Annotated in this window: 25 protein-coding genes; 11 read left to right on the top strand and 14 right to left on the bottom strand. The window is 71.2% G+C overall.

Annotation, left to right across the window (positions count from 1 at the left end; all coding sequences use genetic code 11):
* Positions 1-115: 115 nt before the first annotated feature.
* The 3 genes from ACFXAZ_RS02750 to ACFXAZ_RS02740 all read right to left on the bottom strand — a co-directional run bounded on the left by ACFXAZ_RS02750 (position 116) and on the right by ACFXAZ_RS02740 (position 5,497).
* Positions 116-904, bottom strand: coding sequence for a S1 family peptidase (locus ACFXAZ_RS02750; RefSeq protein ID WP_384584005.1), 789 nt, complete (start codon positions 902-904; stop codon positions 116-118).
* Between the two features lie 616 nt (positions 905-1,520).
* Positions 1,521-4,325 carry an AAA family ATPase gene (locus ACFXAZ_RS02745; RefSeq protein WP_384584002.1) on the bottom strand — a complete coding sequence of 935 codons (2,805 nt, stop codon included), beginning with the start codon at positions 4,323-4,325 and terminating at the stop codon, positions 1,521-1,523.
* A 317-nt stretch (positions 4,326-4,642) separates the two neighbouring features.
* The gene (locus ACFXAZ_RS02740) at positions 4,643-5,497 is read right to left on the bottom strand and encodes a LuxR C-terminal-related transcriptional regulator (RefSeq protein WP_384584000.1); all 855 of its coding nucleotides are present in this window, start codon (positions 5,495-5,497) and stop codon (positions 4,643-4,645) included.
* A gap of 116 nt (positions 5,498-5,613) precedes the next feature.
* Between ACFXAZ_RS02740 and ACFXAZ_RS02735 the strand changes: the two genes are divergently transcribed.
* Entirely contained in the window at positions 5,614-7,299 is a 1,686-nt protein-coding gene (locus tag ACFXAZ_RS02735) for an AMP-binding protein (RefSeq protein ID WP_384584078.1), read from the top strand.
* A 137-nt stretch (positions 7,300-7,436) separates the two neighbouring features.
* Here ACFXAZ_RS02735 and ACFXAZ_RS02730 read toward each other — a convergent pair whose 3' ends face one another.
* Positions 7,437-8,105: a hypothetical protein gene (locus ACFXAZ_RS02730; protein ID WP_384583997.1), complete on the bottom strand. Its 669-nt coding sequence runs from the start codon at positions 8,103-8,105 to the stop codon at positions 7,437-7,439.
* A gap of 247 nt (positions 8,106-8,352) precedes the next feature.
* Between ACFXAZ_RS02730 and gcl the strand changes: the two genes are divergently transcribed.
* Positions 8,353-10,137 carry a glyoxylate carboligase gene (gcl, locus tag ACFXAZ_RS02725; RefSeq protein ID WP_384583994.1) on the top strand — a complete coding sequence of 595 codons (1,785 nt, stop codon included), beginning with the start codon at positions 8,353-8,355 and terminating at the stop codon, positions 10,135-10,137.
* 67 nt (positions 10,138-10,204) lie between these two features.
* On the opposite strand, the gene ACFXAZ_RS02720 is transcribed toward gcl, so the two are convergent.
* The 3 genes from ACFXAZ_RS02720 to ACFXAZ_RS02710 all read right to left on the bottom strand — a co-directional run bounded on the left by ACFXAZ_RS02720 (position 10,205) and on the right by ACFXAZ_RS02710 (position 12,956).
* Positions 10,205-10,465: a hypothetical protein gene (locus ACFXAZ_RS02720; protein ID WP_384584075.1), complete on the bottom strand. Its 261-nt coding sequence runs from the start codon at positions 10,463-10,465 to the stop codon at positions 10,205-10,207.
* A 598-nt stretch (positions 10,466-11,063) separates the two neighbouring features.
* The gene (locus ACFXAZ_RS02715; RefSeq protein WP_384583991.1) at positions 11,064-11,954 is read right to left on the bottom strand and encodes a 2-hydroxy-3-oxopropionate reductase; all 891 of its coding nucleotides are present in this window, start codon (positions 11,952-11,954) and stop codon (positions 11,064-11,066) included.
* Positions 11,955-12,098: 144 nt separating this feature from the next.
* Complete coding sequence (locus ACFXAZ_RS02710) at positions 12,099-12,956, bottom strand: TIM barrel protein (protein WP_384583988.1); 858 nt, start codon at positions 12,954-12,956, stop codon at positions 12,099-12,101.
* 144 nt (positions 12,957-13,100) lie between these two features.
* Between ACFXAZ_RS02710 and ACFXAZ_RS02705 the strand changes: the two genes are divergently transcribed.
* The 6 genes from ACFXAZ_RS02705 (at position 13,101) to ACFXAZ_RS02680 (ending at position 17,224) form a co-directional block, all read left to right on the top strand.
* Positions 13,101-13,352: a hypothetical protein gene (locus tag ACFXAZ_RS02705; protein WP_384583985.1), complete on the top strand. Its 252-nt coding sequence runs from the start codon at positions 13,101-13,103 to the stop codon at positions 13,350-13,352.
* Positions 13,353-13,399: 47 nt separating this feature from the next.
* Positions 13,400-13,711: a helix-turn-helix domain-containing protein gene (locus tag ACFXAZ_RS02700; RefSeq protein ID WP_384584071.1), complete on the top strand. Its 312-nt coding sequence runs from the start codon at positions 13,400-13,402 to the stop codon at positions 13,709-13,711.
* 132 nt (positions 13,712-13,843) lie between these two features.
* Entirely contained in the window at positions 13,844-14,356 is a 513-nt protein-coding gene (gene uraD / locus ACFXAZ_RS02695; protein WP_384583982.1) for a 2-oxo-4-hydroxy-4-carboxy-5-ureidoimidazoline decarboxylase, read from the top strand.
* A 5-nt stretch (positions 14,357-14,361) separates the two neighbouring features.
* The gene (gene uraH, locus ACFXAZ_RS02690) at positions 14,362-14,799 is read left to right on the top strand and encodes a hydroxyisourate hydrolase (RefSeq protein ID WP_384583979.1); all 438 of its coding nucleotides are present in this window, start codon (positions 14,362-14,364) and stop codon (positions 14,797-14,799) included.
* 2 nt (positions 14,800-14,801) lie between these two features.
* A complete protein-coding gene (gene pucL, locus ACFXAZ_RS02685; protein WP_384583976.1) occupies positions 14,802-15,737 on the top strand; it encodes a factor-independent urate hydroxylase in 936 nt (311 codons plus the stop codon).
* Between the two features lie 107 nt (positions 15,738-15,844).
* The gene (locus ACFXAZ_RS02680) at positions 15,845-17,224 is read left to right on the top strand and encodes an 8-oxoguanine deaminase (protein ID WP_384583973.1); all 1,380 of its coding nucleotides are present in this window, start codon (positions 15,845-15,847) and stop codon (positions 17,222-17,224) included.
* Between the two features lie 280 nt (positions 17,225-17,504).
* Here ACFXAZ_RS02680 and ACFXAZ_RS02675 read toward each other — a convergent pair whose 3' ends face one another.
* From ACFXAZ_RS02675 to ACFXAZ_RS02660, 4 genes are all read right to left on the bottom strand, one after another.
* On the bottom strand, positions 17,505-18,137 hold the full coding sequence (locus ACFXAZ_RS02675) for a VanZ family protein (protein WP_384583970.1): 633 nt from the start codon (positions 18,135-18,137) through the stop codon (positions 17,505-17,507).
* Positions 18,138-18,260: 123 nt separating this feature from the next.
* On the bottom strand, positions 18,261-18,683 hold the full coding sequence (locus ACFXAZ_RS02670) for an acyl-CoA thioesterase (RefSeq protein WP_384583967.1): 423 nt from the start codon (positions 18,681-18,683) through the stop codon (positions 18,261-18,263).
* Positions 18,684-18,735: 52 nt separating this feature from the next.
* Positions 18,736-19,356 (bottom strand): hypothetical protein, encoded by a 621-nt coding sequence (locus ACFXAZ_RS02665; RefSeq protein ID WP_384583964.1) that lies wholly within the window; start codon positions 19,354-19,356, stop codon positions 18,736-18,738.
* Positions 19,357-19,401: 45 nt separating this feature from the next.
* Entirely contained in the window at positions 19,402-20,001 is a 600-nt protein-coding gene (locus ACFXAZ_RS02660) for a histidine phosphatase family protein (protein WP_384583961.1), read from the bottom strand.
* A gap of 196 nt (positions 20,002-20,197) precedes the next feature.
* Here ACFXAZ_RS02660 and ACFXAZ_RS02655 point away from each other — a divergent pair, with 196 nt between their 5' ends.
* Entirely contained in the window at positions 20,198-20,722 is a 525-nt protein-coding gene (locus tag ACFXAZ_RS02655) for a DUF6879 family protein (protein WP_384583958.1), read from the top strand.
* 128 nt (positions 20,723-20,850) lie between these two features.
* On the opposite strand, the gene ACFXAZ_RS02650 is transcribed toward ACFXAZ_RS02655, so the two are convergent.
* On the bottom strand, positions 20,851-21,036 hold the full coding sequence (locus tag ACFXAZ_RS02650; protein WP_384583955.1) for a DUF397 domain-containing protein: 186 nt from the start codon (positions 21,034-21,036) through the stop codon (positions 20,851-20,853).
* Positions 21,033-21,869, bottom strand: coding sequence for a Scr1 family TA system antitoxin-like transcriptional regulator (locus ACFXAZ_RS02645; protein ID WP_384583952.1), 837 nt, complete (start codon positions 21,867-21,869; stop codon positions 21,033-21,035). The genes ACFXAZ_RS02650 and ACFXAZ_RS02645 overlap by 4 nt, the downstream gene beginning before the upstream one ends.
* A gap of 157 nt (positions 21,870-22,026) precedes the next feature.
* Here ACFXAZ_RS02645 and ACFXAZ_RS02640 point away from each other — a divergent pair, with 157 nt between their 5' ends.
* A complete protein-coding gene (locus tag ACFXAZ_RS02640) occupies positions 22,027-22,473 on the top strand; it encodes an ATP-binding protein (RefSeq protein ID WP_384583949.1) in 447 nt (148 codons plus the stop codon).
* Between the two features lie 104 nt (positions 22,474-22,577).
* Here the strand turns inward: ACFXAZ_RS02640 and ACFXAZ_RS02635 are convergent, their stop codons facing one another.
* Positions 22,578-23,786, bottom strand: coding sequence for a pyridoxal phosphate-dependent aminotransferase (locus ACFXAZ_RS02635; RefSeq protein ID WP_384583946.1), 1,209 nt, complete (start codon positions 23,784-23,786; stop codon positions 22,578-22,580).
* A gap of 118 nt (positions 23,787-23,904) precedes the next feature.
* Between ACFXAZ_RS02635 and ACFXAZ_RS02630 the strand changes: the two genes are divergently transcribed.
* Positions 23,905-24,555 (top strand): winged helix-turn-helix transcriptional regulator, encoded by a 651-nt coding sequence (locus ACFXAZ_RS02630; protein WP_384583943.1) that lies wholly within the window; start codon positions 23,905-23,907, stop codon positions 24,553-24,555.
* Positions 24,556-24,652: the final 97 nt, after the last annotated feature.

Here is a 24,652-nt window from a genome sequence, read left to right as displayed (position 1 = left end):
CCCGGACTCCCCCCGCCCCCCCCACCCCCGCCGCCACAGGTAGCGGCGCCGGCGCCCCCCCAGCGGGCCCCCCCCCCACGCCCCCTGGTCATGCACCTGAGGGATACTCAGGAGTCTAGGAGTTGAGCTGGGTCGTCACCAGGCTGGAGAAGGTCGTCAGCCGGGTGTACACCCCGGGCAGCCCGGGCCGGGCGCAGCCGTCACCCCAGGACGTGATACCCGCGAGCCGCCCCCCGATCACCAGCGGGCCGCCGCTGTCGCCCTGGCAGGTGTCCACCCCGCCGTTGGTGAGGCCCGCGCACACCATGTCGGTGGCGACGAAGCGGGTGCCGTAGGAAGTACGGCAGCTGGTGTCGGAGACCGTCGGGACGGTCGCCGTGCGCAGCTGGTTGGAGGAGCTGCCGTTCTCGCTGGTGTCGCCCCAGCCGAGCACCCGGGCGGTGGCGCCGGTCGCGTAGACGCCGGTGTCCGTGGCGGCGACGTACGGGATCGTCGCGTACGGCATCGACGTCGACAGGGTCAGGACGGCCACGTCGTCGCCGCGCGTCACGCTCGTGTAGTCGGGGTGGATCCAGATCCGGCTGACCTGGGCGACCGTACCGTTGGTGCCGTTGAGATAGGTGCGGCCACCGACCACGCGGACACTGCTCGTGGTCTCGCCGACCATACAGTGCGCGGCGGTGACGACCTTGGTGGGCGATACGAGGGTGCCACCGCAGAACTGGTTCTGCGACGCGTCCGTGATCTGCATGACGTACGGGTACGCCGTCGTGGTGGTCGTGGTGCCGCCGACGACGGGGGCGGGGGCGGCGACGGCGGGAGCGCCGGCGAACGCGGTCGCCGCCGCGGCGGCGGAGGCCGCGAGGGCGACGGCGGTCTTTCTGGCGCGGATGAGCCCGAACATGAGTCTCCTCAGGTTGCCGGTGGGGGTCGCGCGGGTTGGGGGGAGCACGAGGGCCTCGGACCGGCCCTCGTGTGCCCGGCGAGCGGCACGGCCCATACGCTAGAGGGCAGCCTGTCAGCCCCCAATGAGGGACTCCCCTAAGCGAGTTGGACAGGGGAAACCCTCGGTCGGCCGCCCGCGCCATCCCACCGCCAACGCCCTACCATCGCCCGCCCCGCGACAGCCCGTCCCGCCACCCCCACCGCGCGACCGCGCGTCCCGCTGGTGCCCCGCCCCGCGACCGCCGGCCGTGCCAGCGCCGTCCCGCCACCCCTGCCCCGCGACCGCCGGTCCTGCCACCCCGCCCCGCGACCGCGCGTGCCGCCAGTGCCCGCCCCGCGACCGCCGGTCCTGCCACCCCGCCCCGCGACCGCGCGTGCCGCCAGTGCCCGCCCCGCGACCGCCGGCCGCGCCAGCGCTTGCCCCGTGACGGCCCGTCCCTCCACCGTCCGTGCTGCCACCCCCGCGCCGCGACCGCGCGTCCCGCTAATGCCCGCCCCGCGACCGCCGGCCGCGCCCACGCCTGCCCCGGGACCGCCCGTCCCGCTGGCGCCCGCCCCGCCAGCCCCCCGTCCCGCTACCGCGCGTGCCGCCCCGCCGCCAGTCTGACGATGTCGACCCGCGAGCGGATCCCCAGCTTGCGGTACACCCGAGTCAGGGTCGCCTCGACCGTCTTGACGCTGATGTACAGCCGCCCGGCTATCTCCCGGTTGGTCGCGCCCTCCATCACCAGCGCCGCGACCTGACGCTCCATCGCCGCCAGCCCGGCCAGCGCGTCGAGCGCCACCGGCAGCGCGGACGGCTCCGGCGGGTTCGCCGCGGCCTCCTCCACCTGCCGCAGCCACGGCAGCGCCCGGCAGCGCCGGAACAGCCGGGCCGCCTCGTCGTACGACGTCGGACCCGGCCGCCCGGTGCGCAACCGGGCCAGCGCGAACGCCGCCCGCGCCTCCTCCAGCCCGTACCCGAGCTTGGCCAGCCGGTCCTGAACGGACGTCAGCTGCGCGAGCGCCGCCTCCCGTTCGCCCCGCGCCGCCCGTACGAGCGCCTCCGCCCGGTCGAGCACGGCCAGCACGCTCTCCCGGCCGAGCCGCAGCGCCTGCACCCGCGAGACGTCGATGACATCCTGCGCCTCGGTGATCTCACCGATCCGCACCAGCGCCTCCGCCAGATCACCCTGCCAGCGCCCGCGCGCCGGGTCGGTGATCCCCATGCCGATCTCCAGCTCCCGCACCCGGCGCAGCGCCGTCACCGCCGCCTGTGCGTCCCCGGCCACCAGCTGGGCGTGCCCGAGCGCGCCCAGGGCCCGCGAGAGATACATGACGTCGCCGTCCTCCTCGGCCCGGTCCGCCGCCTCCCGCGCCAGCGACAGCGCCCGGCCCACGTCGCCGCCCGCCGCCTCGGCGAGCGAGGTCAGCATCGCGCTCGCCCCCTCGCCGATCCCCGCGTCCCGGGCCAGCCGCAGGCTCTCGCGGGCCAGGTCCAGGGCCCGGCCGCAGTGCCCGGAGCGCAGCTCGGTCTCGGCCAGGAAACGGACGTAGTGCACCTCGCTCTCGGCCATGCCGCGCCGCCGCACCTCGCGCAGCAGCGTCATGACGGTCGTACGGGCCTCGGCGAGCTGGTCGCACATCATCAGCCAGCGGAAGCGGACCGCGCCCACGCCGTTGTGATCGACGGCGACCCGCGGGTCCTGCGGCTCGCGCATGGCCCGCTTGATGGTGGCCGGGGCGTCCGGATGGCCCATCAGGGTCTCCATGTGCGCCTGGAACGCCAGCGCGAGCAGCTCGGTGCGACGGTCCAGGGCGCGCGCCGCCAGCCGGGCCGCGTGCGCCGCCTCCTCCCGGCCCCGCTCCATCTCGCCCTCGACCAGCAGCGCCCGCCAGGCCAGCTGGTAGCGCACCAGCGCCAGCAGCCGCGGATCGTCGCCCGCGTCGGCCAGCGCCTGCGGGAACACCGCGTCGACCTTGCCCATCCCCTGCCCGGCCGCGTTGATCACCACGATCCAGGCCCGCACCCGGTCCGCCGCCGCCGTCGCCCGGGTCAGCACGTCCCGCGCGATGTCCCGGGCCAGATCCGTCTCCCCGCCGGTCAGCGCGTCCTCCGCAGCCGTCAGCCGGCGCTCCTCGGGACCCGGGTCGCCGTCGGCGGGCGTGTGCCGGGCGGCGAGGAGCCCGAGCGAGGCGGCGACCGCGGGCGCGCCCCGGTCCCGGGCCAGCGCCGCCGCCTCGGCCAGCCGCGCTGCCGCCTCCGGATCGGTGCCGGTTGTCGCGAGCGCCAGATGCCGGGCCCGCTCGATCGGGTCGGAGGCGGCCGTGGACAGCGCCGCGTGCGCGTCCCGCCGCTCCTGCGCGGACGCCTCCGCGTACAGCGCGGCCGAGATCAGCGGATGCGCGAACCGTACGGCCGGACCCTCCGGCTCGGTCGCCAGCAGCCCCAGCGCCGCCGCCTGCGCGGTCTCCGCCTCGGCGTTGACCCGGCCCGCCGCGTGCAGCAGGGCGGTGGTGGGGCGGGCGCCCGCGCTGGCCACCAGCAGGGTGTGCCGGGCCTCGGCGGACAGCCGGTCCAGACGGTGCAGCACTAGCGCGCGCAGCGAGGTCGGCACCGGCAGCGGCTCGCCCGGCCGGGGCGAGGCCGGGGACTCCGCGAGGGCCCGGCCCAGCTCCAGCGCGAACAGCGGATTTCCGCCACTGGTGCGATGAATGTCACGGACCGTGGACCGCAGCAGCTGGAGATAGCCGCGCTCGTCGAGCAGCGCGGAGACCTGCGTACGGGTCAGCGGGCCCAGCCGCAGGGCCAGGGTGTCCGGCGGGGACGCGCGTAGATGGTCGTCGTACTCCTGCCCCTCGGTGCGGGCCGCGCACAGCACCCGCACCGGGAAGTCGCCCAGCCTGCGGGCGGCGAAGCCGAGCAGTTCGGCACTGGCCGGATCCAGCCACTGGAGGTCGTCGGCGACCACCAGCACCGGGCCCTCGGCGGCCAGCGCGCGCAGCGCGGACAGCACCGCGAGCCGCAGGGCGAGGCCGTCGCGCTGGAGGGTGGACTCGCCGCGGCCGGTGAGCGCCGACTCCAGGGCGGTGCGCTGGGCGTCGGGCAGCTTTCCGGCCACCTCGTCCAGCACCAGACCGAGCAGATCGGCCAGCGCCAGGAAGGGCAGATGGGACTCCGACTCGGTCGCCGAGCAGCGCAGTACGGTCCGGGCCGTCTCACCGTATTCGGCGGCCAGCGCCCGCAGCACGGTCGACTTCCCGATCCCGGCGGGACCGTGGAGCAGCACACTGCCACCGCGCCCGAGCTGCTCCCGGGCCGCGGTGAACAGCTCCTCCCGCCCGATGACCAGGTCGGGGCGGCATCGCGCAGGCTCCTGGAAGTCCGGTAGCACGGTCACCGCTCCTTCCGAATGTCGTGGTCCGCCAAATTCTAGGCAACGCGTCGTTGAAATCCGGAGGTGTGAGGTCGTGAGGGAGATTACAGGGGGAATCACGGTTGATTCCGGGACACCGGGTCTTGCGGAGGCCATGTCCAAGGTTTCTCACAGGTGTGACAGAGGGGTCGCACAGGAACAGGGGTCCGGGGCCGCTCCGGGATCGCTCCCTGATGTTTCCGGGGCTGCTGTGGGGCTGCTCCAGGACCGCGCTGGGACTGCTCGGGACGTGCTCTCGGACGTGCTCTCGGACTGGCTCTGGGACTGGCTCTGGGACTGCTCTAGGGCAGCACCCCCGCCCGTCGCGCCGCCGCCACGGCCTCCCCCCGGGTCCGCGCCCCCAGCTTCCGCATCGCCGAGCGCAGATAGCTCTTCACCGTCTCCGGGCCGATGCCCAGCCGTGCGGCGGTGCCGGTGTTGGTGGCGCCCGAGGCGACGCAGCCCAGGACATCCAGCTCGCGCGGGGTGAGCGGGGCGGCCGGGTCCGGCACGGGCCCGGTCAGCAGGGCGCACGCGTCGAGCAGTTCCGCCCGCAGCACGGGGTCGGTGATCCGCGGGGCCAGCGTCCGCAGCGCCGCGTGCGCCTCCCGCACCCGCTCCCGGGCGGCCCGCGCGTCCCGTACGGCGTCCCGGTCGCCCTGGTCGCCCTCCGGCTGCGGCCGGGCGGCGACCAGCAGCCCCCGGGCCTCGTCGGCCAGCACCAGCGACTGTTCCACGTCCCGCGCCGCCTCCACGGCCGCGCTCAGCGTCCGGTCGCCCAGCGGCTGGACCGTGCGCAGGGCGCCGTACAGGACGCCCCGCACCTGACGCCGTACGACGACCGGGACCGCCAGGATCGAGCGCAGCCCCTCGGCGGCCACCGGGATGTCGTACTCATGGCTGATCCGGCGCGAGGAGGGGTAGTCGGTGACCGCGCAGGGGCGGGCGTGGGCCACCGCCCGGCCGCCGAGGCCGTTGCCGGAGCCGACCGCGAGCGCGCTGAGCGACAGGGTCCGCGTACCGCTCAGCTCATCGATGCGCATCTGGCGCCGCCCCGGCTCCACCGGACCGCCGAAGGCGACCGGCAGCCCGGTCGTGCGCCGGAGCCGCAGCAGCGCAGCGCGCAACACCCCCGCACCACCGTCCGCCACCGCCACCGATCCCGCCTCCGTCGCACCGCCCACCCCCGTTCGGGGGTAGTGAGACCCGCATCACGGATTACACGATGACAGGGAGCCGCCCGGCAATGGCCGGGACCGAGGAGGACGACAAGATGACAACGGCGACGACGGCGACCGAGGACTTCCGCAGGGCACGGGACTTCCTGCTGGCCCACCGCGAGGACTACCCGACGGCCTACGAGGGTTTCCGCTGGCCCCGGCCCGAGCACTTCAACTGGGCCCTGGACTGGTTCGACGTGATCGCCGAGGGCAACGGGCGGACCGCGCTGCACCTCGTGGAGGAGGACGGCCGGGAGACCCGGCTGTCCTTCGCGGAGCTGTCGGCGCTCTCCGACCGGTACGCCAACTGGCTGCGCGCGCGGGGCGTCGCCGCCGGGGACCGCGTCCTGGTGATGCTCGGCAACCAGGCCGAACTGTGGCTGACCGCGCTGGCCGCGATGAAGCTGCGGGCCGTCGTCATCCCCGCCACCCCGCTGCTCGGCCCCGCCGATCTGCGCGACCGCGTCGGGCGCGGCCGGGTCCGGCAGGTGATCGTGCGCGCCGAGGACACCCCCAAGTTCGACGACGTACCCGGCGACTACACCCGGATCGCGGCCGGCGGCGCCCCCGACGGCTGGCTGCCGTACGAGGAGGCCGAACGGGCGCCCGCCGGATTCACCCCCGACGGCCCCACCCGCGCCGACGACCCCCTGATGCTCTACTTCACCTCGGGGACCACCGCCCGCCCCAAACTGGTCGAGCACACCCATGTCTCGTACCCGGTCGGGCATCTGTCGACCATGTACTGGATCGGCCTGCGCCCCGGCGACGTCCACCTCAACATCAGCTCACCCGGCTGGGCCAAGCACGCCTGGTCCAATCTCTTCGCGCCCTGGAACGCCGAGGCGACGGTCTGTCTCCTCAACTACACCCGCTTCGACGCCGCCCGGCTGATGGCCGAGATGGACCGCGCGGGCGTGACCACCTTCTGCGCCCCGCCGACGGTGTGGCGGATGCTCATCCAGGCCGACCTCACCCAGCTGCGCACGCCGCCCCGCGAGGTGGTGGCCGCCGGGGAGCCGCTCAACCCCGAGGTGATCGAGCAGGTCCGCCGGGCCTGGGGTGTCACGATCCGGGACGGCTTCGGGCAGACGGAGACGGCCGTGCAGGTCGCCAACAGCCCCGGCCAGCCGCTGAAGACCGGCTCCATGGGCCGCCCCAGCCCCGGCTACCGCGTCGCCCTCCTCGACCCGGTCACCGGTACCCCCGGCGACGAGGGCGAGATCGTCCTCGACCTGTCCGGTCCGGCGGGCCGCCCGGTCGGCCTGATGACCGGCTACCACGGCGACCCGGACCGTACGGCGGAGGCGATGTCCGGCGGCTACTACCGCACCGGCGACATCGGCTCCCGGGACGCCGACGGATATGTCACTTATGTCGGGCGAAGTGATGATATTTTTAAGGCCTCCGACTACAAGATCTCGCCGTTCGAGTTGGAAAGTGTGCTCCTGGAGCATCCGGCCGTCGCCGAGGCGGCCGTCGTGCCCGCGCCGGACCCGCTGCGGCTCGCGGTGCCGAAGGCGTACGTGGTGCTCGCCGAGGGCTGGGAGCCCGGCCCCGACACCGCGCGGGTGCTGTTCGAGCACGCCCGGGCGGCGCTGGCCCCGTACAAGCGCATTCGGCGGCTGGAGTTCGGCCCGCTGCCCAAGACGGTGTCCGGCAAGATCCGCCGGATCGAACTGCGCGAGGCGACGGCGGCGGGGTCGGCGCGGGAGTACCGCGAAGAGGACTTCAAGTGACTCCACCGGGCCCTCTGGCCCTGCCCGGCCCTCTGCCCCTGCCTGGGCCCTCTGACCCTGCCTGGGCCCACTGGTCTTGCCCGGCCCGCTGACTCCACCTGGCCCGCTGCCGCCCGGCGCTCCGGTGCCGTCGGGGCTCAGCGGGCCCCGGTCGCCGTCAGACGCGCGGCCGTCGTGTTGACCGGCTGAGGCGTGCCCGTCAGGTCCAGGACGTACAGGGGGATCTCCAGGGTGTCCGCGCGGGCCCTGGCCCGCTCCTCGAAACCCGCCAGGGAGAAGTAGACACAGGCCGCCGACTCCGTCATGGCCGTCAGCCACAGGCACTCCACGTCCCGCAGCGAGGCCGGGTGGACCGTCGGGTCCACCTGGGCCAGCATCCCGGGCGCGGCCAGCCCTATGCCGGAGGGCGGGCGCTGATCGGCCCGCCGGATGCCCTGGTGGCCGAGCCAGTTCAGATACAGGACGGCGGTGGTCACCGCGTCCTTCGCCGTGCGGATGGTCACCGGCCGGAACGCCGGGCGGCCGTCGCCGGACGGGGCGCATGCCTCCGTCGCCACCGGGATGCGCAGGGCCGTGCCGCACGGGCAGCCCAGCTCCGGGCGTGGCCTGCTGCCGAGCAGCCCGCACCCCGTACAGCGCGCGGGCACCCACTCCTCGTCCCAGGCGCGATGCGGTACGGGCCGTACCGTGCCGCGCGGATCCAGCGGCGGCGCCACCGCCGTACCGCACACACAGGGGTACGACGGTGGGGTGTAGCGGTGCTCACGGCCGCAGGCCGGGCAGCGCACCGGGATGCTCTCGGACATGGCCCGCTCCAGATGAGGCGTCAGATCGGCGTCAGCTCGGCACCAGGGCCGGGACGGCGCCCCCATGGTGCTCCACCGGGCCCCCGCTTGTCCGTCTCTTGACTGCCTTGGCCCACACTCCTACATTACTTCCAGATCGTAGAAAAGATTTTCCACGATACGGAATTCATGGAATCCATGGATGTACTCGCGGCGGGCGCGACGGGAGTACGCATCCGACAGCCGAAGCAGGAGTATGGAGTACCCCATGGCTCGTATGACCGCTGCCCGCGCGGCAGTCGAGATCCTCAGGCGTGAGGGCGTCACCCACGCGTTCGGTGTGCCGGGCGCGGCCATCAACCCCTTCTATGCCGCGCTCCGGGCGGCCGGCGGCATCTCCCACACCCTCGCCCGGCATGTGGAGGGCGCCTCCCACATGGCCGAGGGCTACACCCGCACCAAGGCCGGGAACATCGGCGTCTGCGTCGGCACCTCCGGACCGGCCGGCACCGACATGATCACCGGCCTGTACTCGGCGACCGGCGACTCGATCCCGATCCTGTGCATCACCGGCCAGGCCCCGACCGCGGTGATCCACAAGGAGGACTTCCAGGCCGTCGACATCGCCTCCATCGCCAAGCCGGTGACCAAGATGGCGATCACCGTGCTGGAGGCGGCCCAGGTGCCGGGCGTCTTCCAGCAGGCGTTCCACCTGATGCGCTCGGGCCGCCCGGGGCCGGTGCTGATCGATCTGCCGGTCGACGTCCAGCTCACGGAGATCGAGTTCGACCCGGACACCTACGAACCGCTGCCGGTGTACCAGCCCGCCGCGAGCCGCGCCCAGATCGAGAAGGCCCTCACCCTCCTCAACGCGTCCGAACGGCCGCTGATCGTCGCGGGCGGAGGCATCATCAACGCCGACGCGGCCGAACTGCTGGTGGAGTTCGCCGAGCTGACCGGTGTCCCGGTCGTCCCGACCCTCATGGGCTGGGGCGTCCTGCCCGACGACCACGACCTGAACGCCGGGATGGTCGGCCTCCAGACCTCGCACCGCTACGGCAACGCCACCTTCCTGGAGTCCGATTTCGTCCTCGGGATCGGCAACCGCTGGGCCAACCGCCACACCGGCAGGCTGGACGTCTACACCGCCGGGCGGAAGTTCGTCCACGTCGACATCGAGCCCACCCAGATCGGCAAGATCTTCGCCCCGGACTACGGCATCGCCTCCGACGCGAAGGCCGCGCTGACCCTGTTCGTGGCGGTGGCCCGGGAACTGAGCGAGGCCGGCCGGCTGCCCGACCGCTCCGCGTGGGCCGCCGCCGCACAGGAGAAGCGGGCCACCCTCCAGCGCCGTACGCACTTCGACGACATCCCGATCAAGCCGCAACGGGTCTACGAGGAGATGAACAAGGCGTTCGGCCCCGACACCCGGTACGTCACCACCATCGGCCTCTCACAGATCGCCGGTGCCCAGATGCTGCACGTCTTCAAGCCCCGCCACTGGATCAACTGCGGCCAGGCGGGCCCCCTCGGCTGGACCATCCCGGCCGCGCTCGGCGTCGCCAAGGCCGACCCCGAGACCCTGGTCGTCGCCCTCTCCGGCGACTACGACTTCCAGTTCCTGATCGAGGAACTCGCGGTCGGCGCGCAGCATCGCATCCCGTACGTCCATGTCCTGGTCAACAACGCCTATCTCGGCCTGATCCGCCAGGCGCAGCGGGCCTTCGAGATCGACTTCCAGGTCAACCTGGAGTTCGAGAACCTCAACTCACCCGAGCTGGGCGTCTACGGCGTCGACCATGTCAAGGTCGCCGAGGGCCTCGGCTGCAAGGCGATCCGGGTGACCGACCCGAACGAACTGGGCGCCGCCCTGGAACAGGCCAAGAAGCTCGCCGTCGAGTTCCAGGTGCCGGTGGTGGTCGAGGCGATCCTGGAACGGGTCACCAACATCTCGATGTCACCCACCAATGACATCGGCAACGTGGTGGAGTTCGAGGAGATCGCGACGGAGCCCGGGCATGCGCCTACGTCGATCAGAACGCTGAAGGTCTGAGAGCCATAGGGGCTGAGGGGCTGAGAGCCTGAGGGGCTTCGGGGCTGAGGGGGGCGAGCAAGCCGTGCTACGGCCGGCGCTCGCCCTCCTGCTCCTGCGGGTGCTGTTCGGTGAGGCCCGGCCAGTCCTCCGGGCCGCCGCCCTGCCACTCGATGAAGGCGGCTTCCTCGACGTCGGTCACATAGTGGTCCGCGAGCCGCAGGAACTCGCCGACGTCGTCCAGATGGGTGGCGACGCCCAGCGTCTCGTCACCCTCGGTGACCCGCCGTGACCCGTCCAGAGCCGGCGGATGCACCACCACGTGCGGTTCTTCCGGGGGATGTGCCATGCCCTGTGCCATGCCTTCAGGGTGCCGTGGGGGCGGCCGTGCCGCACGCCCGCCACCCGGCACGTTTCCGGGATGGACCGCCCGACGGCGCGAGGCTGGGCGCGAGGAGCCGTTCGCGCCGCCGGACGGAGTCATGGGTTGCCCGGGCGGTGGTGTGGAGCGACCGCCAGGGCCGTGCTCGCCAGGGACCGTGCTCGCCAGGACCGTGCTCGCCCGGGGCCGTGCCCGGCTGGGACCGCGGCGGCGGCGATGGCGCCGGAGGTCTTCCCGCAGGTCGGAAAGGGTCGTCCGGGGCCTTCACCACCGCACTGGCTCGCACGCCGCCGCGGTCCTCGCCGGTCCGCCGGCCGATCGACCACCCCTGACGCGGGTCGTCGGCGCGTGGCGGACACGCGTCCGCCGCCGGGGGCTGTCGCCGGGCGCACGGACGCCGTTCTGGGGGTGGAGAGGGTTTCTTGAGGTAGGCCGTGGAAGGGGAAGCGGAAGTGCAAGTGCAAGTAGGTAGAAGGGGAAGTGGATCCCGGACGGTGCCGGCGCCTGGGCGCGACAGGACAGTTGTCAGCGGCGGCACCGCCCGGAGACAGGGGGCGGGGAACGGTCAGAGCTGGGCGCCCGACAGTCGCTCGACGGACCGCAGCAGCGCCGAGTGGTCGAGCCCGCCGTCGCCCTGGGCGCGCAGCGAGGCGACCAGCTGGGCGACCACGGCCCCGACCGGCAGGGCAGCGCCGACCGTGCGGGCGGCGTCGGTGACGATGCCCAGGTCCTTGTGGTGCAGATCGATCCGGAAGCCGGGCTTGAAGTCCCGCTGGAGGAAATTGTCCTTCTTGCGGGTCAGCACGGTCGACCCCGCGAGCCCGCCGTTGAGCACGTCCAGCGCGGCCCCGAGGTCCACGCCGGACTTCTCCAGGAAGACCACGGCCTCGGCGCACGCCTGGAGGTTCACGGCGACGATCAGCTGGTTGGCGGCCTTCACGGTCTGGCCGGAGCCGTGCGGGCCGCACAGCACGATGGTCTTGCCGAGCGCTTCGAAGACCGGCCTCGCGGTGTCGAAGTCGGCCTGCTCGCCGCCGACCATGATGGACAGCACGGCCTCCACGGCCCCGGCCTCACCGCCGGAGACCGGCGCGTCCAGGACCCGGATGCCCTTGTCGCGCGCGGCGGCGGCCAGGTCGACGGAGGTCTGCGGGGTGATGGAGGACATGTCGATCAGGAGCGCGCCGGAGCGGGCGTTCTCCAGGATGCCGTCCGGGCCGTAGGCGATGGCCTCGACCTGAGGGGAGGCGGGCACCATGGTGACGATCACATCCGCGGCCCGCACGGCCTCGGCGATGGACCCGGCGACGGTCCCACCGGCCGCCGCCAGCCGGTCCAGCTTCGGCTGCTCCAGCGTGAACCCAGTGACGTCGTACCCGGCCTTGATCAGATTCTCGGACATCGGCGAGCCCATGATGCCGAGCCCGATCCAGGCGACCTTGGGGAGATTGCTCATGTGGGGTACCTCTCTGGACTGGACGTCCGAAGTCGTTCGGCGCGCTTGTCGGTTCGCCGTTCTGCCCGACCGAGACGGGTGGTGGGTGGGGACAGGTCGGGGGTCCGGGGGCGGAGCCCCCAGCGACGGTCGGCTGAACGCCGGTTACGGGGCGGAGCCCCGCGCGGCGACCGGCAGCCAGTCGAACGCCTCCGCGCCCGGCCCCGCCGACTTGTACTCCAGCCCGACCCACCCGTCATACCCGGCCTTGGCCAGCTGACCGAGCAACTCCTCCAGCGGCAACGCCCCCGTGCCGGGTGCCCCCCGCCCGGGATCATCGGCGATCTGGACATGCCCCGTCCGGTCGGCGTGGTCGGCGATCACCTGGGGCAGATCCTCCCCGTTCATGGACAGGTGGTACAGATCCATCAGGAAGCGCGCGTTGTCGAGCCCCGTCACCTCGTTGACCCTGTCGACAACCTCGACCGCGGCCCGCGCGGACACCAGCGGGTACTTCGGCGACTCGGGCCGATTCAACGCCTCGACCAGCAGAATCGCCCCGATCCGATCGGCGGCCCGCGCGGCGAGGGCGAGGTTCTCCAGAGCCAGGGCATCCTGCGCGGCCGGATCGACCCCGTCCACCCGGTTGCCGTACAGCGCGTTGAGCGCCGTACACCCCACGGACGCGGCGAACCCCGCCGCCACCTCCACATTGGCCCGGAACCGCGCGGACTCCGCCCCCGGGATCGACAGGGCGCCACGGTCCGAGCCGGGGAGCTGCCCGGCGTAGAAGTTCAGCCCGACGAGCTGGACCCCCGCGTCCTCGATCGCGCCCTTGAGGGCATCGAGTTCGGACCGCCCGGGGGTGGGGGAGTCTATCCACGGCCACCACAGCTCGACCGCGGAGAAACCGGCCGCGGCGGCTGCCGCGGGGCGCTCCAGGAGCGGGAGTTCCGTGAAGAGGATCGACAGGTTGACGTCGAAGCGCCGGCCCGAGGCAGTGCCCGATTCAAAAGCTGGCATCAGGGCTCCGCTCCTTCCGCGTCTAATTTTCCGTATTGTGGAAGTTAGTTTCTGTCTAATGGAAGTAATGGAAGAGTGCCGCCGGGTGCGGACCCTTGTCAAGGGGGCTGCCCTCCCGCACGCGCCACGCGTTAGGTTGGGCCCGTGCGATTGCGAGTTGAGTTCACCACCGAACCCTTCGACCTCGACCAGGCCCCCGATCACGCGCTCGTGGCGCGGGAGGTCATCGAGGCGGCCGACCTGGACGCGGTGGACGTGGGCCCCTTCGGCAACACGGCCGAGGGTCAGGCCGACGCCGTGCTGACCGCCCTGGACGCCCTGCTGCGCCGGACCCTCCAGGCCGGTGCCACCCGCGTCTCGCTCCAGGTCAATGTGGTCGGGGAGGGTGATAAGTGACCGGCCATGATGCCTTCATCGCTGCCGTGAAGCCGCTGGTCGACGCCATGGGCGGGGCCATGCTCCCGCCGGGCGAGGCCGGTCCGGACGATGTGGTGCTCGCCTGGGCCGGGGCCGACGCCATCGCCGTACGGCTGCCCCAGCTCGCCGACTCCCTCGATCACATCCTGGCCGCCCTGGAACGCCGTCACGGCAAGTCTCTGGCCGACCTCGACCGCAAGACCAAGCAGGAGATCGTACGGGTGCTGGAGGCGCGCGGCGCCTTCTCCGTACGCCATGGAGTGGAGACCGTGGCGACCGCCCTCGGGGTGAGCCGGTTCACCGTCTACAACTACCTCAACCGGGAACGGGAGACCTGACCCGCCAGCTCTGGGCCGCCGCACCTCACGCCCCCGACGTAACCCCGAATTTTCAACAAACTGTTGACGCTGACACCCGCAGGGCGTTAGCTGGCCGCAGCCCCTTCAGCACAAGGCCGCGGAGGCTCTGCCGTGACGACGACCTCGACGCCGGGCCTCACCCGGTTCAACGCTCTGGAGGAGAACGCGGCCCGGGCCGCCCTTCGCGAGGTGTGCGCCTCCGGGACCTGGGCGGAGCACGTACTGGCCGCCCGCCCGTACGCCACCGACGACGACCTGTACGCCGCCAGTGACGCCGCCATGGCCGAGCTGACCGCCGACGACCTCGGCGAGGCGATGGCCGGGCATCCGCCGATCGGCCGTCCCGAGCCCGGTGACCCCACCTCGGCGCGGGAGCAGAGCGGCATGGCCGGTGCCTCCGCCGCCCTGCGCGCGGACCTGCTCGAACTGAACCTCGCCTACCAGGAGAAGTTCGGCCATGTCTTTCTGATCTGCGCCACCGGCCGCACCGGCGAGCAGATGCGCGACGCGCTCAGGGCACGGATCGGCAACGCGCCGGAGCGGGAACGGGAGATCGTCCGCACCGAACTGGGGAAGATCAACCGCATCCGTCTCGTCCGTCTCCTGGACCCCGAAGAGGACTGACCGCCATGAGCACCAGCACCACTGCCTCGGTGTCCACCCACATCCTGGACACCAGCCTCGGCCGCCCCGCCGGGGGCGTCACCGTCCGCCTCGCGGCCCGCGCCGGCCGGGACGCGGACTGGCAGACGCTCGGCGGTTCGGCGACCGACGCGGACGGCCGGTGCAAGGACCTCCCGGCACTGCCGGAGGCCACCACCCACGTACGGCTCGACTTCGCCGTGGAACCGTACTTCGAGGAATCCACCGAACCGTACGTCGAGGAAGTCGGCGCACGGACCGCAGAGAATCGAGCCGATCCGCAGCAGGGCGCCCCCGCGCATCGGGACAGCGGTGCCGTGTTCTTCCCCGAGGTGGCGATCACCTTCGCCGTGCGCCCCGGCGAGCACTACCACGTACCGCTGCTGCTCAACCCGTTCGGCTACTCCGTATACCGAGGGAGCTAGCTATGCCGACCATCCTGGGACAGAACCAGTACGGCAAGGCCGAGAACCGAGTCGTCAGGATCACGCGGGACGGCGCCACCCACCACATCAAGGATCTCAGTGTCTCCGTCGCGCTGAGCGGCGCCATGGAGGAGGTCCACTACTCCGGCTCCAACGCCAGCGTCCTGCCGACCGACACCACCAAGAACACGGTGTACGCGTTCGCCAAGGAGCACGGCATCGAGTCCGCGGAACAGTTCGGCATTCACCTGGCCCGGCACTTCGTCACCTCCCAGGAGCCGATCCACCGGGCCCGCATCCGGATAGAGGAGTACGCCTGGGAGCGGATCACCACCTCGGCCGCCCCCTCGGCCGCCATCTCCGCCGGCCCCTCCTCCGAGGAGCCGAAGCACTCCTTCGTCCGCAAGGGCCAGGAGGTCCGGGTCACCCAGGTCACGTATGACGGTACGGACTGGGAGGTCATCTCCGGGCTCAAGGACCTGGTGGTCATGAACTCGACGGACTCTGAATTCTGGGGCTACGTCAAGGACAAGTACACGACCCTCCCGGAGGCGTACGACCGCATTCTGGCCACCGAGGTCTCCGGCCGCTGGCGCTTCCACTGGACCGGCGACGACCAGGAGATGCCGCACTGGGAGGAGTCGTACGAGCGGACCAGGGAGCACCTGCTCCGGGCCTTCGCGGAGACCTACTCGCTCTCCCTCCAGCAGACGCTGTACCAGATGGGCGCGCGGATCATCGACCAGTGCGGCGAGATCGACGAGGTCCGCTTCTCGCTCCCGAACAAGCATCACTTCCTGGTGGACCTGGCGCCGTTCGGACTGAAGAACGAGAACGAGGTGTATCTCGCCGCCGACCGCCCCTACGGCCTGATCGAGGCGACGGTACTGCGGGACGGCTGCGAGGCAAGGATCCCACTGGACCTCACCACCCTCTGACCTCCGCTGACCCCCTCCGGTCCTCTCCGATCCCCTCTGATCCTCTCCGATCTCCGCTGATCCCCGAAGGTCTTCCGACTGAGGTCTCTCGAAAGGGACGCACCACCATGGCAGCACCCGAGCGCATCGTGATCGAGAACGCGGCGATCGCGACCGTCGACGCCCACGACACCGAGTACGCCACCGGACACCTCGTCATCGCCGGCCACCGGATCGAGTCAGTCGGCGCGGGCCCGGCCCCCGAGGGCCTGGAGCATGTCGTACGCCGGATCGACGCCACCGGACACCTCGTCACCCCCGGCCTGATCAACACCCACCACCACTACTACCAGTGGATCACCCGGGGCCTGGCCACCGACCACAACCTCTTCGACTGGCTGGTGGCGCTCTACCCGACCTGGGCCCGTATCGACGAGCCCATGGTGTACGCGGCGGCCCAGGGCTCGCTCGCGATGATGGCCCGTGGCGGAGTCACCACCGCCATGGACCACCACTATGTCTACCCGCGCGGCTCCGGCGACCTGTCCGGCGCGATCATCCGCGCCGCCCGCGAGATGGGTGTCCGCTTCACCCTCGCCCGGGGCTCGATGGACCGTGGCGAGACGGACGGCGGACTGCCGCCGGACTTCGCCGTCGAAACCCTGGAGGGCGCGCTCACCGCCACGGAGCAGACGGTCAAGGAGCATCACGACGCCTCCTCCGATGCCATGACCCAAGTGGCGGTCGCCCCCTGTTCCCCCTTCTCGGTCACCACCGAACTGATGCGCGAGGGCGCCGCGCTCGCCCGCCGCCTGGGCGTACGGCTGCACACGCACGGCTCGGAGACCGTCGAGGAGGAGAAGTTCTGCCATGAACTCTTCGGCATGGGCCCGACCGACTACTTCGAGTCCACCGGCTGGCTCGGCGAGGACGTGTGGATGGCGCACTGCATCCACATGAACGACTCCGACATCGCCGCCTTCGCCCGCACGAGGACCGGCGTCGCCCACTGCCCGTCCTCCAACGCCCGCATCGCCGCCGGTATCGCCCGCGTCCCCGACCTGCTCGCGGCCGGGGTCCCGGTCGGTCTGGGCGTCGACGGCACCGCGTCCAACGAGTCCGGCGAACTCCACACCGAACTGCGCAACGCCCTCCTCGTCAACCGCCTGGGCCCCCACCGCGAGAAGGCCCTGACCACCCGTCAGGCACTGCGCCTGGGCACCTACGGCGGCGCCCAGGTGCTGGGCCGGGCCGCCGACACCGGCTCCCTGGAGCCGGGCAAGCTGGCCGACCTGGTGCTGTGGAAGCTGGACACCCTCGCCCACGCCTCCATCGCCGACCCGGTCGCCGCGCTGGTCCTGGGCGCCCCCGCCCCGGTCACCGCCTCTTTCGTGAACGGCCGCCAGATCGTGGCGGACGGCCGCCTGCTCACCGCCGACGAGGACGCCATCGCCCAGGCGACCCGCACGGAGGCCCACCGCCTGGCGAACATCACCACCCAGGGCTGAGCGCCCCCTTGCTCCGGCCGGGAGGGACGGCTCCCGGCCACACGGCATGGCCCGCTTGGCCACACCCCGCAGCGGCACCCCCGCCTTGACGGCGTACAGCGTCTTCATGTCCGGTAGAGGGTCCGCCCCTCAGGGTCTGCGGCGGTAAACCCGCCCGCATCCAGCCACCCGGCGACCGCCGCACCCAGGGCGAGCATCGAGTACGGCCCCGGGATCGTAGTCTCGCCCGGGTCCGAGAGACGGCCGGCGGCCCGGAGACCCGGGCAGTCGGTCCTATCCGTCAGGACACAGCCACAGCAGGCGATGCCGTTTCACGGGCGAGATGGAGTGAGGACCACCAAGGGCGAGTCACGAGTGCGCCGGTCAGAGCCCCTGCGACATTGACGAGGACATCGTCCACGGAGGACACCCGGCCGACCGCCAGGACGAACTGCGCGGCTTCCACGCACACGGACATCAGCGCCGCGACGGTCGCGACTCGTCCGAAGCCGCGGCACCTCCGGCTCCGAAGAGGGAGCAGCGCGCCGAAGAGGAACAGCAGCGCCATGTTGCCGCCGATGTTGAGCAGTGTCACTTCGGACAGCGCCACCTGTGCGGTGCTGAACGAGGAGGAGAGCTCACCGAACGGAATCACGCTGAGCGTTCGCCCGCTGCCGTATCCCCGGGAGAGAGTCGCGTAGAGGAAAGGCAGTACGGATGCGGCCAGGAGCCCGTCCAGCACTGCCAGCCGGCGGATTCCCGCCCCAGGTGCCCACTCAAGGACGAACCGGTGCAACAGCCATGCCACCGTGATGGAGAGCGGAACTCCAACGAATAGTGCTGCCGCCAGTTCATCCGCGTAAGAGCTGAATACTCGACCCATGACGCCCTTCCCATCGAATACGCGCTCACCCCGGTAGCCGAGGAACTCCACGAGACGCTCCAGCGCCTCACCGACTGGACCGAACGTCACCGGGTCTACGTCGCCGAGGCACGAGCGGCGTACGACACCAGCAACGCACCCGACCTGGTCGCCCCCTGCCCCTGTCGGCTCCCGTCACACCCCCAACAGCCCCGGCTCCGAAGCGAGCTGCTTCAGCCGCCCGCCCGGGTCCGCGACCAGCTTGCGCAGCTTCAGGTCCAGCAGTCCGCTCAGGCCCTCCACCTCGGCGGCCAGCGTGCCGTCCGACTTCACGATCCGCTGCACCACCTTGAACGTCTTGCCCGCACCCCAGAGAAACGCGCAGGTCACCGTCACCTCATCACCCGCGAGCAGCTCCCGCCGGTAACGGATCGTCGTCTCCAGCACCACCGGCCCCAGACCGTTGTCCGTGAGATCCCGCTGACGGATCCCGGCCGCCTCCAGCAGCGCCCACCGACCGTGCTCGGCATAGCTGAGATAGACGGCCTGGTTGAGATGACCCTGGACATCGGTCTCGTACCCCCGGACGGTCACCGGCACCGAGAACTCTTCACTCACCGCAACTCCTTGTTCTGGCCAACGACTCTGCCCCCAGATCCTGACACGCCCCTCAGACCCGTCGCGGAGAGGCCAGCAGATAGCGCACCCGGGTACGCGGCTCGGTGTACTCACCCGGCTGCCACCCCGCCGCCTCCAGCGTCGCCGCGCACGCCCGCAACGCCTCCAGGTCGGTCACCGTCACGGCCACGGCATCGGGCTGCGGAGTGGCCCGCACCCGATACCCGTCCCCTTCCCCCCCGTCCGCCGGCCGATGCCCCGCCGCCTCCAGCGCCAGCGCCGCCGCCCGCACGAGATTGCCCCGCTCCCAGCCGCAGGGCCGGTCCGTCGCCCCGTCCGGATTGGTCATCCGCCGCAGCTCCAGCAGCCCCTGCCAGGCACTGTGCACCTCACGGCTCCGCGCGGGCCCGGCCTCCGGCGGCTCCTCCTCACCCCCGACCCGCGCGCTGAACACCCCCGCGCCGCCCTCCACCGTCACAGTGGCCACGGGCTCCTCCCGTAGCCGATGCCCGGCGGGCGTCAGAAAGTGGTCGTGCGGCGCACGCGGATGCCGGAAGGCGAGCCCCCGCTTCACCAGCGCCGCGAGCTGCGCCTCCGTGCCCTTCAGCCGCCCGGTGACCGGATCGGCCGCGTCGATGACACGCCGCTGCGCGGGCGTGGCTGGTCGTGTCATGCCCGTACACCTCCCCCGGCCCTCGTCTCCCCGACCCCTTGAAGGCTACGTCCCGGGTCTGACATTCCACCCCGCGATCACCGGCCGCCCGTGCTCATGCCCCAGCCTGCACACCGCCCCCGTCGCCAACTGGAACAGCGCCCCGTCCTGCGGCGGCAGCGCCAGCCACCGGGCGGTCAGCACCCGCAGAATGTGTCCGTGCGCCACCAGCACCACACACCCCTCGTGATTGCTGAGCGCCGCGTCCACCTTGGCCAGCATCCGGTCCGCCCGCCGCCCGACCTCCTCCACGCTCTCGCCGGGATGCTCCGGCGGTCCGGGCTCCACCCCGTCCGTGAACAGGAACCACCCGGGCCGGTCCCGCTGGATCTCGACCGTGGTGACCCCCTCGTAGCCTCCGTAGTCCCACTCCATGAGATCCGCGTCCGGCCGCGCGTCCGGCAGCCCGATCAGCTCCGCTGTCTCCCGGGCCCGCTGCGAGGGGCTGACGAACGCCGCGCCGATCCTGTGCGACCGGATCAGCGGCACGACCGCGCGGGCTTCGTCCCGCCCCCGCGCGGTCAGCGGGACGTCCGTGCGCCCGGTGTGCCGCCCGGACCGCGACCACTCGGTTTCACCGTGCCGTACGAGAAAGAGATCACCCATGCGTTCAGGCTATGACGACGAAGGCGCCCCGCGCCCGGTACGGGACCGGATGCGGGGCGTGTGGTGCCGTACGTCAGTGCTCGGCGGCGTAGCCTCCGGCCAGACGGAGCCGATGGAGTTATGCGACAACGCGCATAGTCGCGTCCCCGCATGGAAACGGCACGTGCAGAGGGGGAGACGTTGAGGGAGGCTGTACGTGTTCTTGGATGGTGAGGACTGGAGTCGCCGTTTCGCAGGGATCACACACGAAGCATGGCGGCTCGAAACCCTTCCGCAGTACCTGGTACCGCAGGAGGCGGAAGAGTTCTCGGTCTTCCGCGAGGGGCGGTCGCTGACTCCCTACTTGGCTTCCGCGTACACCGAGCGCGTCTCCCGCCAGCGAGCCGAGGGAAAGCGCAACGGCCGTGTGCACATCGTCACGCGACCACTCTCCGACTATCTGCGGTTCGAGTTCAGTCGCTACTACGGGGTGCACGTCCAGGCGGGCGACAACATTCGCATCCTCGACGTGACCAACCGACCGAACCCTCTTGAGGGGGTTCAAGATTTCTGGATGTTCGACCAGACAGAGGTAGTCCTCATGAACTATGAGGCGGACGGGACTCAGATCAACCGCGAGCTGCTCGAAGGGGACATCTCCCCCTTCATCGAGTACCAGCGCACCGCAATCGCGGAGTCAGTGTCCTTCGAGGAGTACGTGAACGGTGGCCATCCAGTCTGATCGGTTCCCATCTGCCCACGGGAGAGCCTCCTGATCAAGGCCGGATTTCGGGAAGCGGAAGTCCGCGTGGGGGAGGCGCAGACGCCCCGCGCCCGGTAGCGGGACCGGGGCGGGGCGGGTGGTGTACGTCAGCGCTCGGTGGCGTACGTGAGGAAGGCGGTCCAGCGGTCGCGATCGAAGGCGAGCTGGTCGCCGTCTATGTGCTTGGAGTCCCGGACGTGGATCGACTTGGGGGCGAGGGCGACTTCCACGCATGACGGGGCATCGGCGCCGCTGTAGCTGCTCTTGAACCACTCCAGCGTGTTGGTGATCATGTTTCTCCCAGCAGATTCTTGATGAAGGCCAGCGACTCACCGGGCGTGAGGGCCTGTGACCGGATGGTGCCATAGCGGATCTCAAGGAGCTGAACTTCGGCGGGGAGCGAGATCAGACGGCTGATGAGCTGCACCTCGTTGTGCGCCACCCGGTCCCCCTTCGCCAGCCGTAGCAACTCAAAGGATCCGTCAGTGCCTGCGTGGTCCTCGCGATCCGTAGGCATCACCTGGAGATCCACGTTTCGGAGCTGACTCACATCCAACAGATGTTCGAGCTGCTTCCGCATCACCATTTTGTCCCCGAGAGGTCGGCGCAGCATCTCCTCCTCCAGCACGAAACTGAAGACGGTGGTGAGCTGTTGGCCGAGGATCTCCTGGCGGTCGAGTCGAGCGGCGACGATGCGGTCGACCTCTTCTTCGGGGAACGGCGGGCGGCGCATCTCGCACAGTGCTCGCGCGTAGTCGGGTGTCTGAAGCAGTCCATGGACGACCGAGTTGGCGTAGGCGCACACCTCGACCGCTTGTACCTCGTAGTTGGCCAGATCCCGAACCTTCTTCGGGTACTTGGCCTGTGCCACGTCCTTCCGTAATCCCACGATCAGGCCATCGGCGCCCAACACCTCGTCGGCCGCCTTGAGGAACTTCTCACTGGGTGCCCGCCTTCCGCGCTCCACCGCCGAGACCTGCTCCTCGCTGTACCCCACGGCCCTCCCCAACTCGGCCTGTGTGAGCCCCTTCCGCTCCCGGCACATCTTGATGACCTTGCCCACTGTCTTGAGTACCGCCGCCGCTTCCTCGTCGTCGGCGATGTACGACTCAGTCTCGTCACTCATTGCTCCGACACCTCCGTGTGTCATCCGTGCCCAACTCCCCACAGGCACCCGCGTAACGCCACGCCGCCCGGACAGACCCGGACAACGATCGGTCAGTGACGCTGTGTACGGCCGCCGTTACTGGCCAGCGCAGAGACAGCTGACCACTCTGAGTCACATGAACGCCGATATTCCCCCCGCGACGGCGCCAGCCCATCGCTACAGCACCCGTCTCCCGGCCACCCCACATGGCGCCCGTTTCGCTCGGCACTGCGCGATCGGGCAGCTCCTCGCCTGGGGCTGGGCCCCGGACACCGACGCCAGCCGCACCGCCGCGCTGCTCGTCGCCGAACTCGCCGCGAACGCGATCACACACGGTCGGCACCGAGGGCGCCAGTTCCGGCTGACCCTCACCCTCTACCCGGCGGACCCCACCCTCCGTATCGAAGTCACCGACGCCCGCCCCGAACGCCGGCCGCCCACCCCCGGCACCCTCCCGCCGGTCGAGCCGGACGCGGAGTCCGGGCGGGGGCTGGTCCTGGTGGAGGTGCTGTCCACCCACTGGGGCACCGCCGGAGGCGACCCGTACACGAAGACGGTCTGGTGTGAAGTGGCCCTCAAGTAGGGCAGCCGCGCCAGGGGTGGTGGCCCGGCGGCGATGTGCGAGAAGTGCGCTGGGCCACAGCGCAGGTGGGGGCGACGAGTCCCGCCGTTCCCCGCCCCGACCCCCTACTGCCGATACCCGCTCAAGAACCGCCCGATCCTCCCGATCGCCGCCTCCAGGTCCTCCGCGTGCGGCAGGGTCAGGATGCGGAAGTGGTCCGGGGTGGGCCAGTTGAAGCCGGTGCCCTGGACGACCTGGATCTTTTCGCGTAGCAGAAGGTCCAGGACGAACCGTTCGTCGTCGTGGATCTTGTGCACCGCCGGGTCGATGCGCGGGAACGCGTACAGCGCGCCCTTGGGCTTCACACACGACACGCCCGGGATCTCGTTCAGCCGTTCCCAGGCCACGTTCCGCTGCTCGTGGAGCCGGCCGCCCGGTGCGGTCAGTTCGGTGATGGACTGGCGTCCACCCAGCGCGGCCTGGATGGCGTACTGGGCGGGCGCGTTGGCGCACAGCCGCATGGAGGCCAGCATCGTCAGGCCCTCCAGGTAGTTCTTGGCGTGCTGGCGTGGGCCGGTCACCAGTAGCCATCCCGAGCGGAAGCCCGCCACCCGGTAGGTCTTCGACAGGCCGCAGAAGGTCAGGACCACCAGGTCCGGGGCCAGCGCGGCGGCCGAGTGGTGCACGGCGTCGTCGTACAGGATCTGGTCGTAGATCTCGTCCGCGAAGACCATCAGACCGTGGCGGCGGGCCAGGTCGAGGATGCCCTCCACGATCTCCTTGGGGTACACCGCGCCCGTGGGGTTGTTGGGGTTGATGATGACCACGGCCCTGGTGCGGTCGGTGATCCTGGCCGCCATGTCGTCCAGGTCCGGGTACCACTCCGCCTGCTCGTCGCAGAGGTAGTGCACCGCCTTGCCGCCCGCCAGGGTCGTCACCGCGGTCCAGAGGGGGAAGTCCGGGGCCGGGATCAGTACCTCGTCGCCGTCCTCCAGCAGGGCCTGAACGGCCATCGAGACCAGCTCCGAGACACCGTTGCCCAGGAACACGTCATCCACGTCCACCTCAAGGCCGAGTGTCTGATAGCGCTGGGCCACCGCGCGGCGGGCGGAGAGGATGCCGCGCGAGTCCGTGTAGCCGTGGGCCTGCGGCAGCATGCGGATCATGTCCTGGACGATCTCCTCCGGCGCCTCGAAACCGAAGAGGGCCGGATTGCCGGTGTTCAGGCGCAGCACGCTGTGACCCGCCTCCTCCAGCGCGTTGGCGTGCTCTATCACCGGGCCGCGGATCTCGTAACAGACCTCGCTCAGCTTGCTCGACTGCCGGAACTCCATGCGACGACCCTCCGGGAACTTCCGAACTTCCGGAACTTGTGATGCTTGGTTCTACGTGATGCTTGGTTTTACCAAGTGACAGCTTGGAAAGTCCAACTACATGTCTAGACTGCGTCCCATGTCACCACGCCGTAGCTACGACCAGTACTGTTCCGCAGCCCGCGCGCTGGACGCCGTCGGCGACCGCTGGACCCTGCTGATCGTCCGGGAACTGCTCGCCGGTCCGCGCCGCTACACGGATCTGCACGCGGACCTGCCCGGCGTGAGCACCGACGTCCTCGCCTCCCGGCTGAGGGACATGGAACGGGACGGGCTGGCGGAGCGACGCAGGCTGCCGCCGCCGGGAGCCGCGTACGTCTACGAACTCACCCCGCGCGGGCGCCGCCTGCTGCCGGTGCTCCAAGCGCTGGGGGAGTGGGGGGAAGGCGAGCTGGGGGAGCGGCGGCCCACCGACGCCGTACGCGCCCACTGGTTCGCCCTGCCGCTGCTCCGGGCCCTGGAGGGGGAGGGGCTGGTGGAGGTGCGGCTGGAGGAAGGGGTCTTTCATGTGTACGCCGGGCGGGATGGCGATGGGGGTGGGGGTGGGGCCATGTACGGCTACGGGGCCGCGCCCGTCGAACCCGACGCCGTGCTGGAGCTGGACACCCTCACCGGTACGGCCATCGCGCGCGGGCAACTGAGCGTCGCCGACGCCGTACGGGACGGGCGGATCGCCGTCACGGGGGAGGGGACGCTCGCCAAGGTGTTGCGGGAGGCGGGGAGGCTCTGAGAACGGCCGAAGGCCCGCACGCAGGCGGGCCTTAGGCTGTCCACGACGGTGTGTCAGGGGCAGGGGGGGGGGCCCGAAACGCGGGTGAGGGCGTTGG

This window comes from Streptomyces sp. NPDC059477, assembly GCF_042749375.1.
Classification (GTDB): Bacteria; Actinomycetota; Actinomycetes; order Streptomycetales; family Streptomycetaceae; genus Streptomyces.
Note: the sequence above shows the minus strand (reverse complement) of the source record. Positions and strands in the feature narration are given on the sequence as shown.

Bases quoted from the DNA above. Each gene is read 5' to 3' on its own strand.
- ACFXAZ_RS02750 (WP_384584005.1), bottom strand. From the start codon at position 904: ATGTTCGGGCTCATCCGCGCCAGAAAGACCGCCGTCGCCCTCGCGGCC.
- ACFXAZ_RS02735 (WP_384584078.1), top strand. From the start codon at position 5,614: ATGACAACGGCGACGACGGCGACCGAGGACTTCCGCAGGGCACGGGAC.
- ACFXAZ_RS02730 (WP_384583997.1), bottom strand. From the start codon at position 8,105: ATGTCCGAGAGCATCCCGGTGCGCTGCCCGGCCTGCGGCCGTGAGCAC.
- gcl (WP_384583994.1), top strand. From the start codon at position 8,353: ATGGCTCGTATGACCGCTGCCCGCGCGGCAGTCGAGATCCTCAGGCGT.
- ACFXAZ_RS02720 (WP_384584075.1), bottom strand. From the start codon at position 10,465: ATGGCACATCCCCCGGAAGAACCGCACGTGGTGGTGCATCCGCCGGCT.
- ACFXAZ_RS02715 (WP_384583991.1), bottom strand. From the start codon at position 11,954: ATGAGCAATCTCCCCAAGGTCGCCTGGATCGGGCTCGGCATCATGGGC.
- ACFXAZ_RS02710 (WP_384583988.1), bottom strand. From the start codon at position 12,956: ATGCCAGCTTTTGAATCGGGCACTGCCTCGGGCCGGCGCTTCGACGTC.
- ACFXAZ_RS02700 (WP_384584071.1), top strand. From the start codon at position 13,400: ATGGGCGGGGCCATGCTCCCGCCGGGCGAGGCCGGTCCGGACGATGTG.
- uraH (WP_384583979.1), top strand. From the start codon at position 14,362: ATGAGCACCAGCACCACTGCCTCGGTGTCCACCCACATCCTGGACACC.
- pucL (WP_384583976.1), top strand. From the start codon at position 14,802: ATGCCGACCATCCTGGGACAGAACCAGTACGGCAAGGCCGAGAACCGA.
- ACFXAZ_RS02680 (WP_384583973.1), top strand. From the start codon at position 15,845: ATGGCAGCACCCGAGCGCATCGTGATCGAGAACGCGGCGATCGCGACC.
- ACFXAZ_RS02665 (WP_384583964.1), bottom strand. From the start codon at position 19,356: ATGACACGACCAGCCACGCCCGCGCAGCGGCGTGTCATCGACGCGGCC.
- ACFXAZ_RS02660 (WP_384583961.1), bottom strand. From the start codon at position 20,001: ATGGGTGATCTCTTTCTCGTACGGCACGGTGAAACCGAGTGGTCGCGG.
- ACFXAZ_RS02650 (WP_384583955.1), bottom strand. From the start codon at position 21,036: ATGATCACCAACACGCTGGAGTGGTTCAAGAGCAGCTACAGCGGCGCC.
- ACFXAZ_RS02645 (WP_384583952.1), bottom strand. From the start codon at position 21,869: ATGAGTGACGAGACTGAGTCGTACATCGCCGACGACGAGGAAGCGGCG.
- ACFXAZ_RS02640 (WP_384583949.1), top strand. From the start codon at position 22,027: ATGAACGCCGATATTCCCCCCGCGACGGCGCCAGCCCATCGCTACAGC.
- ACFXAZ_RS02635 (WP_384583946.1), bottom strand. From the start codon at position 23,786: ATGGAGTTCCGGCAGTCGAGCAAGCTGAGCGAGGTCTGTTACGAGATC.
- ACFXAZ_RS02630 (WP_384583943.1), top strand. From the start codon at position 23,905: ATGTCACCACGCCGTAGCTACGACCAGTACTGTTCCGCAGCCCGCGCG.